Here is a 16248-nt window from a genome sequence, read left to right as displayed (position 1 = left end):
AGTTTTTTCTTGAAGCTAAAACATTATCAAGTAAAAGAGCGAAGCCTATGCCCCGCTCTTATTACTACTATTACTTGATTTAATATCCTAGGCTCTAGGTGCTTGCTAATCTCCTAGTTTGCCTTATGCGTATCCTACGCAACACTGACGCCAATCGTCACGATAGACTCTTTTCCAGTGCTGTGTGAGATTACTTTTACCTTGACTAAGGTATATCCGTTCTTCGACATGTCTGGGTGGTCGAGCACCTCCAGCGTTACGCTGCCGTCATTTGGGAAGTTTGAGATGAGCGCCTTGTACTCGTCAAGCGTGGGTTCTGCATCTCCAACCTTCTTGTTGATTATCTTAGATGACAGCACTGGCGTGAATTCATCCTCAACTTCTGTTCCCTCTTCAGGATTTCCTTCATCGTGGTTATCGTCACCTGTGCCAGGATTATCATTGACCACATCTTCTACAAATGTGATATAGAGAGCGAAGTTAGCATTCTTATTCTTTTCATACTCCTTATTGACACAATTGAAGCTGAATTTGTATCCATATTCATCTATCTTGAATCTGCTCTCATACTTGTATTGCTTGCCGCTAACAGATGTCGTTCTGAATATAGCTTTCTTGCCAAAGTATTCCTTTTTGAGCTTTATCGTCTGTCTGTATGCTATATTATTGCTGTTTTCTTCAGACTTAGCAGGGTCAGTTACCTCTTCCCAAGTTTTTCCGCCATCGAAACTGTATTCCATCTTAGTGATGTAATCTGTGCTGTAAGATTCAAAGAATATCGCAAACTCTGTGCGTCTCTTGGAGCCCTTATGCGTAACTCTAGCGATTAACGCCTGGCTCTTCGTCTCATCCGAGAGATTCATCTTATCGTAAAGCTTCTCACCAGTGTCCCTGTTGGTCACTTCTATTCCGTACTTGCCAAACTCAGAGTATGGAACCTCAATCTTAGTGCCATCTTCTTTAACAAGCTCAACTTTAATGCTCGATAAATCAAGAGGCTTCGCAATATCGGACTTTAGAACTCTCTGACCTGTATATCCGTTCACTTCCGTAGGCTCTAGCATTTTGATATCGGTTATATCATTGCCCGTCTTCTTGTCGTTCTCCGAAAGCTCTAGGGCATTATCCACGGATAATCCAACTCCACCTGTAGTTAGCGTAGCACCAGATATTGCATCCATCATCTTCTTGCATTTATGATGCTCTCCCAGATACTGTCTGATAACCGGCGAAACCAGTTCGGCTCTTCTCGCATCGGTAATCTTGCTCGCATACTCTTTGCCTAGAAGCTTCTCTGCTTCCTTGGCGTGATCCTTTGCTCCAGCAATCTGGTCAATATATTTTCTGTACAACTTGAGAATGGCGATGTTTCTCTTACCGGCTTCTCCGCAAAGATATGGTATTACTCTCGATGAGATACCCATGTAGTCTAGGCCTGAGTAGCCCTGACCTTCGACGAATACGATGCTCTCGATGACGTTGTTCTTGATATTGACAACAGTCTTAACTCCGCCTCTAGCCTCATCGAATCCGTCACCGAGTCCAATGAACTGGCCATCCTTGAGCTCTCCAGTTCTCATGAACTCATTTATCTCTTTTTCTACCTTAGCATCTAAATCCAGTGTAGGAGCTGCCTGTTCCCCAGGGTTTGCACTAGGGGTAGTGCCAGGTTTTTCGCCTGGTTTCACATCAGGCTTTGTATCTGGCTTAGACGGCTTTACGGATGGCTTCGACGGACTTACAGCTGGTGTAGTGTTGGTTCCGTTCTTTATCCCTCTCGAAGTTGCTACATGATTCTGTCCTCTGTTATGAGAAACAACTTTTCTAGCTCTCTGCCCATCGCCCGAGTTTCTGTTTAACGCGCTGTTACCGCTTCCCCCGTTACTATTAGTCTCATAGTCCCCTGCAGTACCCTTATCTTCACTCTTCTGTGGCATATTTTGCTCATCAGCTATGTCTGTCTGTTCTTTCTTGTGGGAAACTGCAGACTTCTCTGGTTTCTCATCTCCACCTCTGAACATAGCAAAAGCGATTCCCCCAGCCACTGCTAGGATGAGTGCGCCGATCAATATCGGCTTTAAGATCGCGTTCTTACCCATTCATTCCTCCTAAAATGATTGTTAGTTATATTGAACTAAAGTTAACCATGACTAACTTTAGTATATCATAGAAATTCATGTAATTTACATCAATCTTTTAAATCACGTGTATTTTATTTGTTTATTTGCCGTAAATGCACATGCTATAACGAGTAGCGTTTTTTTACTACATGTAAAATGATTGTTCCATTAATTTATCTCACATAAAACAAAAGATGCGCTGTCGCGCATCTTTTGTTCGTGAAAGAAAGTACTTTAATGATAAGTTATCAGTTTTATTGTATATTATTTTTTCTTTTCTATAACCTTGTGCTTTTCTTCATCTCTAGTGTGCTCTATATGTAGAACCATACCTGTGAGTGCGAAGAGTGCGATAACGTTAGGGATTACCATCAGCTGGTTAAACATATCTGAGAGCTCCCACACGAGGTCATTCGAAGCACATGTACCTAGGAATATGAATACGAGCGCAACTGCTGTATATACCTTTACTGCCTTCTCTCCGAACATGTAGATCATGTTAATCTTGCCGAACATGTTCCAACCGAGGATGGTTGAAAATGCGAAGAAGAACAGGCAGACAGCCACGAACATAGGCCCTACCTTCTCGCCAAAGGCTGATGCAAATGCAGTCTGTGCGAGATTTGTCTTATCTATTCCATAAGGAATAACTCCGCCAGAGATAGCTCCGTCCTCTGTGTACATAGTCGAAATAACCACTAGCGCATTGAGTGTTAGGATAACGAATGTATCTACGAATACGCCTATCATAGCCACAGTACCTTGATCGTGAGGGTTCTTTACGTGAGCCTGAGCGTGAGCATGTGGAGTTGAACCCATACCAGCCTCATTCGAGAATAGTCCCCTCTTAGCTCCCTGCGAGATAGCAATCTTAAGAGCCATACCAAAGCCTCCTCCGATAATAGCCTGTGGCTCGAACGCATACTTGAAAATCATACCAAATGTAGCAGGGATGTACTTTATGCGCATTATCAGAAGAATCAGTCCTCCTAAGATGAATATTGCCGCCATGATTGGTACAATCTTCTCTGTAACTGAAGCTAGTCTCTTAGTTCCACCTAGGAAGATAAATCCGCAGAGTATAACCAGAACAACACCAACTGTCCATCCAGGTACTCCAAATGCAGTGCTAAATGTAGCTCCGATGGAATTCGACTGTACCATACAGCCGAAGAATCCGAGCGCGAGCGTGATAGCTACTGCAAAGAAACCTGCGAGAAACTTTCCGAAGCCGCCTTTGAATGCAGTTCTGATATAATAAACAGGACCGCCGAGGAATTCGCCTGACGGCGCCTTCTGTCTTGTCTCAATTGCGAGTGTAGCCTCTGCATATATTGTAGCCATTCCGAAAAATGCGATAACCCACATCCAGAAGATTGCTCCCGGACCACCGGTTAAGATGGCTCCTGAAGCACCTACGATGTTACCAGTTCCAACCTGAGCTGCAATAGCGGTCGCAAGAGCCTGAAATGAACTCATGCCGTTATCGTGCTTATGGCCTCTAAGGGATATTCCGCCGAAGGTTCTCTTGAATCCCTCTTTGAAATATCTGACCTGGACAAATCTAGTCTTAAACGTATACCATAGTCCAACACCTAACAACATGAACACCAAAACATAGTCTGATAGATAAGCATTTATCTCTTGCACAATTGGAAGCATCTGTTCTCTCCTTTAACTAAATAATTCCTAACTACTAGTCGTTATGATTCCTAGCATTATGTACTTTTATAAGTGCATCACAAAATTATATTAGCAAAGAGATATATTTGTGTCAACACATAAATTATTTTTTATTTTGCTGTTTTATAGAACAGTTTATGGCTTATATTTTGTATTGCACTACAACTAAATCCATCCTATTCTCTACACATATAAGCGAGAGGAGCACCTTTCGGCACCCCTCTCGCAGCACAGTATTATTTAAACCTGTTTAGCAGGTATTTCTACTATGATTAAGTTCACTTAATGAACTAGACTGTTTTAGTGCAACTTATTAGTTCCAAACTTCGTCTTCTCATTGTACTTTTTATCAAAAGCTTCCCTAGATAGAACCCTGGTACTTAGAGAAGACCTAAAGCTTGTATTTATAGTATTTGAGTACTTTCCTGTTACTGTAACCACTACTTCACTATTTCCCTTAATCTTGGTCTTTCCATTAACCTTGATTGTAACCGTCTTACCTTTTGAATCTACAACCTTGCCACCCTTTTCTACATTCAGGTTCGATACTGTAGTGCTCTTGGTTACAACCCACTTAGAGGACTTATCTAAGTTTACTGTTAACGGTGACTTTGATTTGCTTCCTGCCGAATTATTTTCGATAGTTGCAGAGCCTGTCCACTTCGAATTCTTAAAGAGATACAAGTTTACATTGCTTATAGTATCTACGGTAATATTTCCCTTAAGAGTCTCTTTAATTCCTGTAAATGTCACCTTTCCTCCGTTACTACCCTGGCTACCCCAGCTATTGGAGTTATTTCCACTAGCATTGATTAAATCTACCTTAGAACTGTCAAAGTCAAGCTTCGTATTCTGAAGAACTACCTTGGCATTGGTGTTAGTCACGTAGAACATCGCTCCGCTTGAAATTGTCGACTTAAGTGTAGAATCTACTGCTTCAAAATCTCCTAGCTTAGAGCTTGCCGTTTCCGCATCTCCAGATGTTGACTGATAGATGATAACTCCGTTCTTGATAGGATCGCTTCCAGAAATCGCATCATTTGTGCTTGTAAGCGACGAGTTGTATATCAGAATTCTGTTCTTCCCCTCTATACCTGCTATCTGACTTCCTGTCGCAGTGCCTCTTATAGCATCCACTTCAATGTCTCCTGTAGAGTAGATTAGAGGCGATCCTGAACCGGCCGTCTTAAATGTACTATTAGTCACAGAGATATAACCGCCACCACGATCTGTCGCTACAGCTGCACTGTGAGCGCCCTCTGTGCTTATGTTCATCTTGTTTGCATAGATTACACCGCCATAAGTTGCATCGAGCCCTCGCGAATTTCCACCCTTCTTGGTAGTGATTTTGACATCGTTTGTGTATACCGTAGCATTGTCTGTTGAAAATATACCGTTACTTCCTTCACTAGTTGAAGTAATCGATGATTTCGAGAGAAATAGTTTAGAGCCCTTTCCAATTGCTAGAGCAGATGAGTTAATGCCGTAAAAGTTAACGTTATCTCCGTTAGTATCGTCTCCAGACTTCATGATCTTAGAGTTCTTAACCGTCAGAGTTCCACCACTCTTGGCAAGAAGTGTATTTACGTCTGCAATTGTAGACTTAATAGTCTTATTGCTTGCTTTAACACTCTTATTGTTTGCAGTTAATTCACCCTTGTTAGTACCGCTGTAGTCATAGTTCTGTGTGTTAGCTCCTCCGCCTTGTCCACCTGATGGTGGCTGGCCTGGTGCGCCATTTTGACCACCTGCCGAAGGTTGTCCGCCACCTTGCCCATCCGATGGTGGTTGGCTTGGTGCCCCATTTGATGAATTGCTACTGGACTCTGAATCATTCTTGCTCTTATCTTTTGCTGATTTCTTCGTTTTCGATGATTTATCCGACTTGCTCTTAGATTTACTTGAGTCACTGTATATCTTTGACGGGCTCACATATGTGAGTTTAACCGAGCTATCTGCCGCCGAAACCTGCCCTGATAATGAAGACCATCCACTTAATGCTACTACAGCTATCATCACAGCTATAAGCGCTACTGCTAGCTTGTTCTTGATTACAGCCTTACGCATTTTGTCCACATCCTTTCATGATTCCTTGTTTAATTTTACATGTTAGATAATTGCTTTTAGCTAACTTAGCTTATACATATTATGCATAGCGAACTTGTAGCAAAGCTGTTCACTATCTGAAAGAAAGATATGGCAAATTGGTGTTTCTATGGACTTAATTATGAATATATGTGTAAAAACCATGTACTAAATATTATTTTTTATGCATGAAAAAACACGACCAGCATACCGCAAGTCGTGTCTAATCGCTATATTCGATTGTACGAACCTTTTTTACGCCTGAGCTGTTGCCTTCGCTTTTGCTTCAGCTGCCTTAGCAGCCTTCTCAGCCTCAGCCTTCTTCTTGGCATTGATTGCCATCTTAGCGTGTCTCTCATTGTAGCTATTAATTGAACCGGTAGGACAAACGCTCATGCACATTCCGCAGTTCTTGCACTTCTCATAATCTATAGCTGCTACGTTGTTATTAACGTGAATTGCATCGAATTTGCATGTCTTCTCGCACTTACCACATGCGATACATCCGTTTGAGCACTGCTTACGAGTAACTCCACCCTTCTCAGTGTTCATGCATAGTACATGTACTTCCTTCTTATAAGGAACCATCTTGATGATAGTCTGTGGGCATGTAACCACGCACTTGCCACATGCAACACATGTGTCCCTGTTAACCTTAGCAACTCCGTCTATAATACCGATAGAATCAAATTCGCAGACACCTACGCAATCTCCAAGACCGATACATCCCTGTGAACAAGCTGAATTGCCGTTAAAGAATGTCTTAGCACCTGCACATGACTGCATACCCTGCCACTCAAGAATCTTCTTGGAAGCATCGCATGTTCCATTACACATTACCTGTGCAATCTGTTTATCTGTACCGCCAGCAGCACGACCGAGTATGTTAGCAATCTGCTCTGCACAAGCGGCTCCACCTACTGTACAAGCACTACAGCTTGTTGACTCATCATTAACTACTGCGTTTGCATAGTCATCACATCCAGCAAATCCGCATCCACCGCAGTTCGCGCCAGGCAGAATCTCTCTTACCTCGGATACTCTCTCATCTACTGGAACATAGAAAGCGTGTGAAGCGATTACTAGCAAGAGAGAAGCTATGAATCCTGCACTAACTACAAGTGCTACTGCTGTTATAATTGCATTCATCTGTACCCCTCCTTACTGGAATAATCCTGAGAATCCCATGAACGATAGCGAGAGGATTGTTGCACTTACGAGTACCATTGGAACTCCCTTAAATGCAGCAGGCACACCCTCTTCATTCCACAGCTTCTCTTCACGAACACCTGCAAACAGTACCATCGCAAGACCGAAACCTACTCCGGCTCCAGCTGTGTAAACGATAGCCTGAATGTATGTGTAGTTATAGTTGATAGCGTTGATTGTCGCACCAAGGATAGCGCAGTTTGTTGTGATCAGGGGCAGGTAAATACCGAGCGACTTCTGAAGCGCCGGCATGAACTTCTTCATGAACATCTCAACGAACTGTACCAGAGCCGCGATTACAAGAATGAACACTACAGTCTGTAAATATGCGATATCTAGCTTATTAAGTATCTGCTGAATTGGCCATGTTGTAATCTCCGCAATTACCATTACGAATATTACCGCACCACTCATACCAACAGCCGATTCCATCTTGTTTGAAACTCCGAGGAATGAACAGATTCCGAGGAACTGTGATAGCAGGAAGTTATTTACAAGAACGATTGACATAAAGATGATAACTAAATTTAACATTATGCCTCAGCTCCTTTCTCCTCTGCTGCAACTTCCTTGGCTTCTGCCAGGTTGCACGAATTATACATTGGGCATGTGCCACAGCTGAACGACTTCTTCTTAAGTGCTTTACCGTTAGTTAGTAAGTTGAGCACTGCGATGAGAACTCCAAATACGAAGAATCCGCCGGGTGCCAGGTTAAAGAATCCGATTGGTGTGAACCATGAACCGAATACAGTCATTCCAAACCATGTTCCTGCTCCGAGCAGCTCTCTGATTGTACCCATTACTGTAAGTGTGAGTGTGAATCCGAGACCCATTCCGATTCCGTCCAGTGCAGAATCAAATACAGTGTTCTTGTTAGCAAATGCCTCAGCTCTTCCGAGGATGATACAGTTTACTACGATTAGAGGGATGAACAGACCGAGCGACTTGTAAAGTGCCGGAACATATGCCTCCAGCAGGAATTGAACTACTGTTACGAATCCGGCGATTACTACGATGTAGCAAGGGATTCTAACTTTGTCGGGAATAACCTTACGAAGTAATGAAATTACCACGTTAGCTGCAATCAATACCGCTGTAGTTGAAAGGCCCATGCCAAGACCGTTCGAAGCGGATGAAGATGTAGCCAGCGTAGGGCAGGTACCGATGAGGAGAACCAATACCGGGTTCTCTTTAATGATACCGTTAGTGATAATAGCTAACTTACTCTTATTACTCATTTATTTAGCCCCTCCCATAGCCTTGTACTGTTTTAGACCGGCGAAAACAGCCTCGTGAATAGCCTGTGAGGAAATCGAAGCACCGGTTATGTATTTAACCTTCGACTTTGAATCCTTGATAGTCTCACTTCCAAGATCTGAAAGTCCCTTGTACTGACCAAGGTGCTTTGGATCCTGAGCCTTCGTACCGATACCAGGTGTGTCCTGAGCGCTCATAATCTTAACGTTAGTGATTTTACCCTTGTTGTCGATACCTACCATAGCAGTTAGAGTACCACCATAGCTGTTTGAGTTTACAGTTACTACCACACCTGAGCCATTAACAGCCTTCGATGCCTCTGTAACGTAAATCTTATTCTTCTGAACTACTACGAGCCTGCCGTCGTAATTCTTGAATTCGCCTTTTGCCTCCGGAATCAGCTCGGATTTAGCCTTGTTAGACTCCTTGAGATTGTTCTTATCGATGATTGGCTTCGTAACACCGTACGCCATAGCGAGTGCAAATGTAACTACAAAACAAATCAGTACCAGCACGAGGATTGGCGAAATGAAACTTGAAAATGCGCTTTCTTTTTTCTTCATTATTTCGCACCTCCCTTTACATAGCTCTTATATGACCATCTGTTGATAAGTGGTGTACAGATGTTCATCAGTAGGATTGAGAAAGAAACACCTTCTGGATAGTTACCCCATAAACGGATAGCCATTGTGATAACTCCGCATCCGATACCGAATAGAATCTGACCTCTTGTTAGCTTAGGCGATGTTACATAGTCTGTAGCCATGAAGAATGCACCGAGCATCGCACCACCTGCACAGAGATGGAAAATAGCCATATTGAAGTCACCCTTGTAATATACAAGAGCGATTACAAATATAGTTCCGAGGAATGCACATGGAATTGCTGGGGAGATAACCTTTCTCCAGATTAGGAAAAGTCCACCAACGAGAATCGCAAGAGCACTTACTTCACCGAGTGATCCGCCAGTGAATCCTAAGAACATATCCGCATTGGATGGAAGATCAGACTTGCTAGCGCCACCAGCGACGAGTGCTAGAGGTGTAGGACCTGTTAAAGCATCAGTCTTAGCTGCCATTCTTGGAAGTGGCCATGTTGTCATCTGCGCTGCGAACGAGATGAATAGGAAGATTCTGGCAGTGATTGCCGGATTAACGAAGTTTCTTCCTATTCCACCGTAGAGCTGTTTAATAACAACGATAGCTACAAAACATCCTATTACTGCCATCCACAGCGGGAAGCTGGATGGAACGTTAAATGCAATCAATAGTCCTGTTACTGCTGCACTTAGGTCGCTGATTGTTTGAGGCTTCTTAGCAAGCATATTGTATAACCATTCGAAGCCTACACTGGCAACTATACATACAGCTGCAAGAAGCAGAACTCTAGATCCAAAAATATATGTGCTGGCTACTAGTGCTGGAAGCATAGCAAGCAGAACAGTTCCCATTAATTTGGTAGTATCTTCATCTGTAACGATATGTGGAGATGTGGATACTATCAGATTGTTATGAAATTTCTTATTATCCATTCTTCTTCGCTGCCTCCTTTACCAAGCCTTTCGCGAGCTTATTGGTAAAGCTCAAAGGTCTTCTTGCAGGACATACGTAAGAGCAGCTTCCGCACTCCATACACTGCATAACCTTGAACTTATCAAGTGACTCTGCGTCATGTCTCTCATAGAAATCTGCGTAGAGCATAGGAACGAGCTTGAATGGACATCCGTGATGACAACGACCACAGTTGATACATCCAGTCTCGGTCTTAACAGTAGCTATCTCCTTGCCGAAGCATAGGAGTGAACCAGTATTCTTAACAGTTGGAGTCTCATCTGAATGAGTTGCACGACCCATCATAGGTCCACCCATTACGATTTTCTTAGGCTCCTGCTTGTATCCACCGCAAAATGCTACTACATCAGCGATGCGTGTTCCGATTGGAACAAATACGTTCTTAGGCTCAGCAACAGCATCTCCATCAACAGTGATTCTTCTCTGAACGAGAGGCATACCTGTTCTGAAGTACTGTCCCAGAATTCCGATTGTTGAAACGTTACATAGAATAACGCCAAGCTGTGCAGGAAGAACACCAGCATTCATAACCTTGCCAGTAGTCTCATATACGAGCACACGCTCAGCTCCCTTAGGGTATCTCGACTGCAGCTTGAACACCTCGATGTTGTCGATACCGTCCTGCTGAATCAGCCTATTTAAATTTTCGATAGCGTCAGGCTTGTTCTCCTCGACTCCGATGATACCTTTCTCTAGGTTCAGATACTTCATAGTTAGAAGCATACCGTCGAGAATATCCTGTCCATCCTCTACCATAATTCTGTTATCACCTGTGATGAATGGCTCACACTCAGCACCGTTGATAACTAGGGTAGTACATTCGTCTAGATTCTTTGGATCCATCTTGATGCTTGTTGGGAACGAAGCACCTCCTAATCCAACCATACCACTAGCTCTTACTGCCTTGACAAAATCAGCATGACTCTCAATGTGAGGAACCTGAACCTCTTCACTGATTTCCTGCTTCTTATCAGTCTCAATAACGATATGTGTCTCCATTCCGCCCATCGATGAACGCACTGATGTGATATCAGTAACTGTTCCAGATACGCTGGAATGAACTGGAGCACTAACGAAAGCTTCTGTGTCACCGATCTTCTGACCGACCTTGACATAGTCGCCCTTTGCTACGAGAGGCTGACAAGGAGCACCAATACTCTGCGACATGCAGATTTCAACCACATCTGGAATTGGCATCACTTCGGTCTCGCGACCTGCAGTATTCTTGTGATGCTTAACCAAAATGCTTGGTAAATGTTTACCTTGGCTCATCCTTAAGAACCCTTCCTTTCTTAGATTCGTACAAATAATATCCATTGCATAAGAAAAATTATACATCAAAATTTCCTATAAGTCACCTCAAATTTCCTTGAAAAGTACACAATCGCTTTCAACTTTAACACGTCCTTCTTCATCTACCCCTAGAACCACATGTTGTGCTACTAGTTGGTCTCGGACGTACAAGATAACCGATTTGCTTAGCACTTCACCAGGGCATGCGATGGGGCTCCCAGGAGGATAAGGGATGATGGACTCATAGAGAACTCTTCCCTCTGCATTATATAAAGGAATCTCTTCATAAGCATCTGGAATCTTGCGCTGCTCTAGCTGCTCCGTAAACACGGAATTTGATGATGGTGTCATTTGGGCTTCAGACTTAACTGCCGTGTTAGGATTCTTCTGGTCGGCAGTCTCGGCGTCAGAATCTGTTTCAGAGACAGTGTTTTCCGATTTCGCAGCTTGTATTCTGCCGCTATACTGTACCGAGAGGTCACGCAGGGCGGTCAGCACATCTTCGTAGTCGCCTCTCTCGTTTCCGATTCCAGTCATCAGCATTACATAGTCGCCATGCGTGAGTTCCACCCAGATGTTCCTCTTCTCGAGCTCCTCCGCGAGCTCCGGACCGCTGAGGCCGAGAGCTGACATTGTGATATTGACCTTGGTTTTATCAAGGCCGATGCGATCGATGAGCCCGAGGCCGGCGATTCGGGCAGCCTCCTGATAGAAGTATTTGATATCTGTATCCCAGTTCTTGATGAGATTGTAGCCATCCATCCTTAGTATCTGCTGATTGATGTCAAGGCTGCCCATCATCAGGTAGCTTGGACTCGTAGTCTGTAGCATGCGGAGGAACTCGCTTATACGGATAACATCTGTTCTCTCGGTGCATATGTTGAGAATTGCAGAGCCAGTGAATGATAGCAAGGTCTTATGCGTGCTATCCACCACAATATCTGCTCCGCAATTCTCTGCTGCTCGGTGCGGGAGCCCATCCTCACTGCGCAGATAGTCAAAGAACTTAAGGTGCGCACCGTGCGCCTGATCGACAATCAAAATCCTGCCGTGCAGGTGAACGATGCTGGCAATCCGCTCGATATCAGATAGCACCCCATAGTAGTTCGGACTAGTCACCAGCACGGCTTTGATATCAGGATCTTCTATCAAAGCTCCCTCGATCTTATCTGGATCTAATCCTAACTGAAGACCAGTTTCATCATCTATCTCAGGCATTATGTAGACCGGATCTATCCCTCCAAGTCTAAGAGCTCCATATACCGATCTATGAGAGTTTCTTCCCATAAGGAGCTTGTCGCCTCTTGGAACACTCCCTAGTATCGCAGCCATGAGTCCAACGCTGCTGCCATTTACAAGGATTTCTGTATGCTTTGCACCATATAGACCAGCATAGCCTTCCATCATATACTTAATTCGTTCCCGTGGCTGCTGTAGCGCATCAGCACCGGAAATTTCTGTTATATCGTTTCCCACTACGTTCTTGATGAAATCGCCGAAGCCGTATATTCCATACAGCGTGCTTCGCCCTTTATGACCAGGCATATGAAACGAAATAGGGTGAGTCTCCTTATGGTACATAAGGAAGTCGGTCAAGCTGACTCTATCTTTCATTTTGTGGCATCCTCCGTTCCAACTAGTAGCTAAGGAGCAGCTACCTTCCTATAGTAAAAAGCACAACGAACCAATTGCGACCTACCCCGGTCATTTAGTTCCTTGTGCTTATGTCGCATCATATCTGATGAGCTTCGCTCGTTTTCCAATTCGACTCTCGATTGGGCAATTTAGTAAACTTTACTTAATCACGTCTATTCCGACGTAAGATTTCAGTGCCTCTGGCACTACTACAGTTCCGTCTTCCTGCTGGAAGTTTTCTAGGATAGCTGCTACAGTTCTGCCTACCGCAAGCCCAGAGCCGTTCAGAGTGTGTATGAATTCTGGCTTTGCCTTCTTCTCTCTTCTGAAGCGGATATTCCCTCTTCTAGCTTGATAGTCTTCAAAGTTCGAGCAGCTTGAAATCTCAACGTAACGTCCGTAGCTTGGCATCCACACTTCGATATCGTAAGTCATCGCTGCTGAGAATCCGAGGTCTCCAGAGCATAGTCTAACTACTCTGTAAGGAATGCCTAGCTTCTGTAATACTTCCTCTGCATCGTGCGTGAGTTTTTCGAGTTCCTCATAGGAATTCTCAGGATACGCAAGCTTAACCATCTCAACCTTATTGAACTGGTGCTGTCTAATCAGTCCCCTAGTATCACGTCCAGCTGAACCTGCCTCTTTACGGAAGCATGGCGTATATGCCGTGTAGTACACAGGCATATCCTCTGGTTCGATAATCTCATTTGAACGGAGATTAGTAACTGGAACTTCAGCTGTCGGAATCAAGAAGAAATCCTTTGCAGGCACATAGAACATGTCGTCCTCGAACTTGGGCAGCTGACCCGTGCCTGTCATAGCATCACGGTTAGCCATGAATGGTGGCAAAATCTCAGTATACCCTTGTTCTTCTGTATGGAGGTCGAGCATAAAATTTATCACAGCTCTCTCGAGTCTTGCACCTATGCCCTTGTAAACCGTGAAGCGAGAGCCAGAAATCTTGGTAGCACGTTCAAAATCTAGTATGTCTAGGGTCTCACCGATATCCCAGTGAGCCTTTGGTTTAAATGTAAATTCAGTCGGTTCCCCAAACCTACGGAGTTCGAGATTCTCGCTATCGTCCTCTCCGCTTGGAACATCTGGATGAGGTGTATTAGGGACGTAGAGAAGAGCCTGACGGAGTTCATCTTCAACTTTGCTAACCTCTGCATCTAATACTTTAATCTCTGCACTTAACTCCCTCATCTCTGTAAATAGCGCTGAAGTGTCCTTGCCCTCTTTCTTGAGCTTTGGCACGTCACGCGATGCAGTATTTTGTTTATTTTTTAGCTGTTCAACCTCCGCAAGGAGTTCCCTCCTCTTGGTATCAAACTTTAACACGTTGTCAATGCCAAAGTCACCTTTGCCACGTCTTTCCACATCGGCTTTAACGCTCTCGAAGTTTTCTCTCACTCTTTTGACGTCAAGCATTTCATAACCCCCATATTATTGCATCTTCCTAAATCTATTAAAATAAGTTCTTAATATAAGTATTGTACGCACCTCTAAGCTCCTCAATCTTCTCCTGAATAAGTAGCTCATATCTAGACGCCGCATCAAAATCCGCTGAATCAATCGCTTCTCTCGCGAGCGTCAGAATCGATTTACTATCGATGGAATCTTTACCGAGCGCAATACGCAGGCTGTTGACCCTTCTCCAGTTCATTATATCATAATCAGTCGCTTCGAGCTCATTGTGTCTCTTCTTGCAGTTTCTGACAAAATCCATGGAATTAGGCAAAATCCTGTCACGGAACTCCATAACCCACTTCATCGACATCTGTGCACGGTATGACATTATTACATCTTTAGTCGTCTCATCTCCACCAGTGAGCTTAGCGAGTTCATCTTCGTGTGTGTCAAATGCTTTCAAATTCTCCCACACCGTAGCAGGAGCTTTTCCGAAGAGCTTTTCTCTCTCTTTCTTCGTGAAGTATTCGAAAACGTTGAGTTCACTTCTATATTCCCTATCCTTTGCGAGGTAGAAATCTTCTTCTCCAGCTTTCTTAGAGATAGATACTGCAAGTTCTTCAGGTGTCTTGCCATTAGAGAGTACCGCTTTGATTCCGTCGAGCATAAGCATGAAGGATGCTCCCACAACCAGATATGTGTTGCTATGTGGGTTTGGCGACCTAAGCTCAAACCTTGTAGCCATAGGATTATTCTGGTCTCTGACGAGTCCAATTAGAACCGTTCTATTTCTAGAAGGTGTCACGCAGTCTCGCCCCAGAGATGTTACGATGCAGACCGGCGCCTCGTATCCTGGCTTTAGCCTTCTAAATGCGTCATGAGTCTGTGCCACGAAAGGATTTAAAAGTTCATAGTTATTTAAAATCCCCATGAGTGCTCCGAAACCAATAGGACTCATATATTCATTCATTCTATCCTTTGACTCAAACAGATTCACAGTCTTACCCGACTTAAGCTTTGCAGATACTCCGAGATGAGTATGCTCTCCACTGCCTGCAACACCTGGCATAGGCTTTGCGAGGAACGTTACCTCCAAGTTGTTAGCTCTAAATACATCCCTTACGATATGCTTTATCTGGCCTTCGTTATCCCCAGCCTGCACTGGCGATGAGTACTTCCAGTCAATCTCAAGCTGCTCCATGATATGGTCATAGCTTCCAGAATTGCCCATCTTGGCTCTTACGCCACCTACTTCCTTGTGTCCCATCTCGACACCGAAGCCATAGCGGTCGAGTATCTCAAGAGTCTGTTCAAGAGCCGTATTTACAGGTCCGATAGTCCTTTTCCAGTACTGTTCCTTGAGCTCCTGTGAGGTAGAAAGCTGATCTCTATCCGCTTTGTCATCTGGAGTTTTTACCCAAAACTCGAGCTCAGTTGCACTAGTCAGGTTAACCTCCTCAATATCGTCTACCGAATTAATCCCATCTAGGTAATCCACTACATACGGATACTGCATCAGCATATCTATGAGCTTTGTCTTAAACTTGCATATGGAATCCTTGCAGAAAATTCGCGATCCAACCATCCTATCATTGTTGTGTCTCAGGAAGGATGGGATCCTCAACGTCCCAACTGGTAAACCAGTCGCAAAATCCATGTTGTTAAAATTATACTCGACGTACCAATTCACATCCTTGTCTGGAAGTATATCAACTCTAGCATTTGCAAGGTTTGCAATTTCAGGCAGCGCTACGCTAGAGCCATCGGTCTGAACACCGTCTTCGAGCAATTTCTTCATATCATCGATGAATGTTTTGATTGGAATTTTCTCATCCGTAAAATGACCACCAAGGTCAACGCCCGCAAATGACACGAACTTAACCTCTGGATGTGCACGCAGTACCTCCGCTACCTCTTCAATTCCATGTTCTTCCGCAGGAATTGTAAAGAGCATCTTTTCCAAATCGAAATTTATCATGGCATCT

At 43.9% G+C, this 16248-nt stretch carries 12 protein-coding genes; all 12 read right to left on the bottom strand.

Annotated features, from left to right (window positions below; translation table 11 throughout):
• Positions 1 to 134: 134 nt before the first annotated feature.
• Positions 135 to 2099 carry a hypothetical protein gene (locus QU661_RS00725; protein ID WP_304989870.1) on the bottom strand — a complete coding sequence of 655 codons (1965 nt, stop codon included), beginning with the start codon at positions 2097 to 2099 and terminating at the stop codon, positions 135 to 137.
• Between the two features lie 285 nt (positions 2100 to 2384).
• The gene (locus QU661_RS00720; protein ID WP_304989869.1) at positions 2385 to 3782 is read right to left on the bottom strand and encodes an alanine/glycine:cation symporter family protein; all 1398 of its coding nucleotides are present in this window, start codon (positions 3780 to 3782) and stop codon (positions 2385 to 2387) included.
• 321 nt (positions 3783 to 4103) lie between these two features.
• Positions 4104 to 5870, bottom strand: a complete 1767-nt coding sequence (locus tag QU661_RS00715; protein ID WP_304989868.1) for an autotransporter outer membrane beta-barrel domain-containing protein — start codon at positions 5868 to 5870, stop codon at positions 4104 to 4106.
• Between the two features lie 273 nt (positions 5871 to 6143).
• The gene (locus QU661_RS00710; protein WP_304989867.1) at positions 6144 to 7037 is read right to left on the bottom strand and encodes an RnfABCDGE type electron transport complex subunit B; all 894 of its coding nucleotides are present in this window, start codon (positions 7035 to 7037) and stop codon (positions 6144 to 6146) included.
• 12 nt (positions 7038 to 7049) lie between these two features.
• On the bottom strand, positions 7050 to 7631 hold the full coding sequence (locus tag QU661_RS00705; protein WP_304989866.1) for an electron transport complex protein RnfA: 582 nt from the start codon (positions 7629 to 7631) through the stop codon (positions 7050 to 7052).
• On the bottom strand, positions 7631 to 8335 hold the full coding sequence (gene rsxE / locus QU661_RS00700; protein ID WP_304989865.1) for an electron transport complex subunit RsxE: 705 nt from the start codon (positions 8333 to 8335) through the stop codon (positions 7631 to 7633). The genes QU661_RS00705 and rsxE overlap by 1 nt, the downstream gene beginning before the upstream one ends.
• A complete protein-coding gene (locus QU661_RS00695) occupies positions 8336 to 8917 on the bottom strand; it encodes an FMN-binding protein (protein ID WP_304989864.1) in 582 nt (193 codons plus the stop codon). It lies immediately after the preceding gene.
• A complete protein-coding gene (locus tag QU661_RS00690; protein WP_304989863.1) occupies positions 8917 to 9885 on the bottom strand; it encodes an RnfABCDGE type electron transport complex subunit D in 969 nt (322 codons plus the stop codon). Before QU661_RS00690 ends, QU661_RS00695 begins: the two co-directional genes overlap by 1 nt.
• Entirely contained in the window at positions 9878 to 11263 is a 1386-nt protein-coding gene (gene rsxC, locus QU661_RS00685; protein WP_304989862.1) for an electron transport complex subunit RsxC, read from the bottom strand. The genes QU661_RS00690 and rsxC overlap by 8 nt, the downstream gene beginning before the upstream one ends.
• A 21-nt stretch (positions 11264 to 11284) precedes the next feature.
• Entirely contained in the window at positions 11285 to 12832 is a 1548-nt protein-coding gene (locus tag QU661_RS00680) for an aminotransferase class I/II-fold pyridoxal phosphate-dependent enzyme (protein ID WP_304989861.1), read from the bottom strand.
• A 180-nt stretch (positions 12833 to 13012) separates the two neighbouring features.
• The gene (gene serS, locus QU661_RS00675; RefSeq protein WP_304989860.1) at positions 13013 to 14284 is read right to left on the bottom strand and encodes a serine--tRNA ligase; all 1272 of its coding nucleotides are present in this window, start codon (positions 14282 to 14284) and stop codon (positions 13013 to 13015) included.
• A 37-nt stretch (positions 14285 to 14321) separates the two neighbouring features.
• Positions 14322 to 16241, bottom strand: coding sequence for a glutamine synthetase (locus tag QU661_RS00670; RefSeq protein ID WP_304989859.1), 1920 nt, complete (start codon positions 16239 to 16241; stop codon positions 14322 to 14324).
• Positions 16242 to 16248: the final 7 nt, after the last annotated feature.

Source organism: Mogibacterium neglectum (assembly GCF_030644205.1).
In the GTDB taxonomy this organism is placed as follows: domain Bacteria; phylum Bacillota; class Clostridia; order Peptostreptococcales; family Anaerovoracaceae; genus Mogibacterium; species Mogibacterium neglectum.
The sequence above is the reverse complement of the archived record's forward strand: the minus strand, read 5'-3'. Positions and strand labels throughout refer to the sequence as shown.

Bases quoted from the DNA above. Each gene is read 5' to 3' on its own strand.
- rsxE (WP_304989865.1), bottom strand. From the start codon at position 8,335: ATGAGTAATAAGAGTAAGTTAGCTATTATCACTAACGGTATCATTAAA.
- rsxC (WP_304989862.1), bottom strand. From the start codon at position 11,263: ATGTATAATTTTTCTTATGCAATGGATATTATTTGTACGAATCTAAGA.
- QU661_RS00725 (WP_304989870.1), bottom strand. From the start codon at position 2,099: ATGGGTAAGAACGCGATCTTAAAGCCGATATTGATCGGCGCACTCATC.
- serS (WP_304989860.1), bottom strand. From the start codon at position 14,284: ATGCTTGACGTCAAAAGAGTGAGAGAAAACTTCGAGAGCGTTAAAGCC.
- QU661_RS00705 (WP_304989866.1), bottom strand. From the start codon at position 7,631: ATGTTAAATTTAGTTATCATCTTTATGTCAATCGTTCTTGTAAATAAC.
- QU661_RS00720 (WP_304989869.1), bottom strand. From the start codon at position 3,782: ATGCTTCCAATTGTGCAAGAGATAAATGCTTATCTATCAGACTATGTT.
- QU661_RS00690 (WP_304989863.1), bottom strand. From the start codon at position 9,885: ATGGATAATAAGAAATTTCATAACAATCTGATAGTATCCACATCTCCA.
- QU661_RS00695 (WP_304989864.1), bottom strand. From the start codon at position 8,917: ATGAAGAAAAAAGAAAGCGCATTTTCAAGTTTCATTTCGCCAATCCTC.
- QU661_RS00710 (WP_304989867.1), bottom strand. From the start codon at position 7,037: ATGAATGCAATTATAACAGCAGTAGCACTTGTAGTTAGTGCAGGATTC.
- QU661_RS00715 (WP_304989868.1), bottom strand. From the start codon at position 5,870: ATGCGTAAGGCTGTAATCAAGAACAAGCTAGCAGTAGCGCTTATAGCT.
- QU661_RS00680 (WP_304989861.1), bottom strand. From the start codon at position 12,832: ATGAAAGATAGAGTCAGCTTGACCGACTTCCTTATGTACCATAAGGAG.
- QU661_RS00670 (WP_304989859.1), bottom strand. From the start codon at position 16,241: ATGATAAATTTCGATTTGGAAAAGATGCTCTTTACAATTCCTGCGGAA.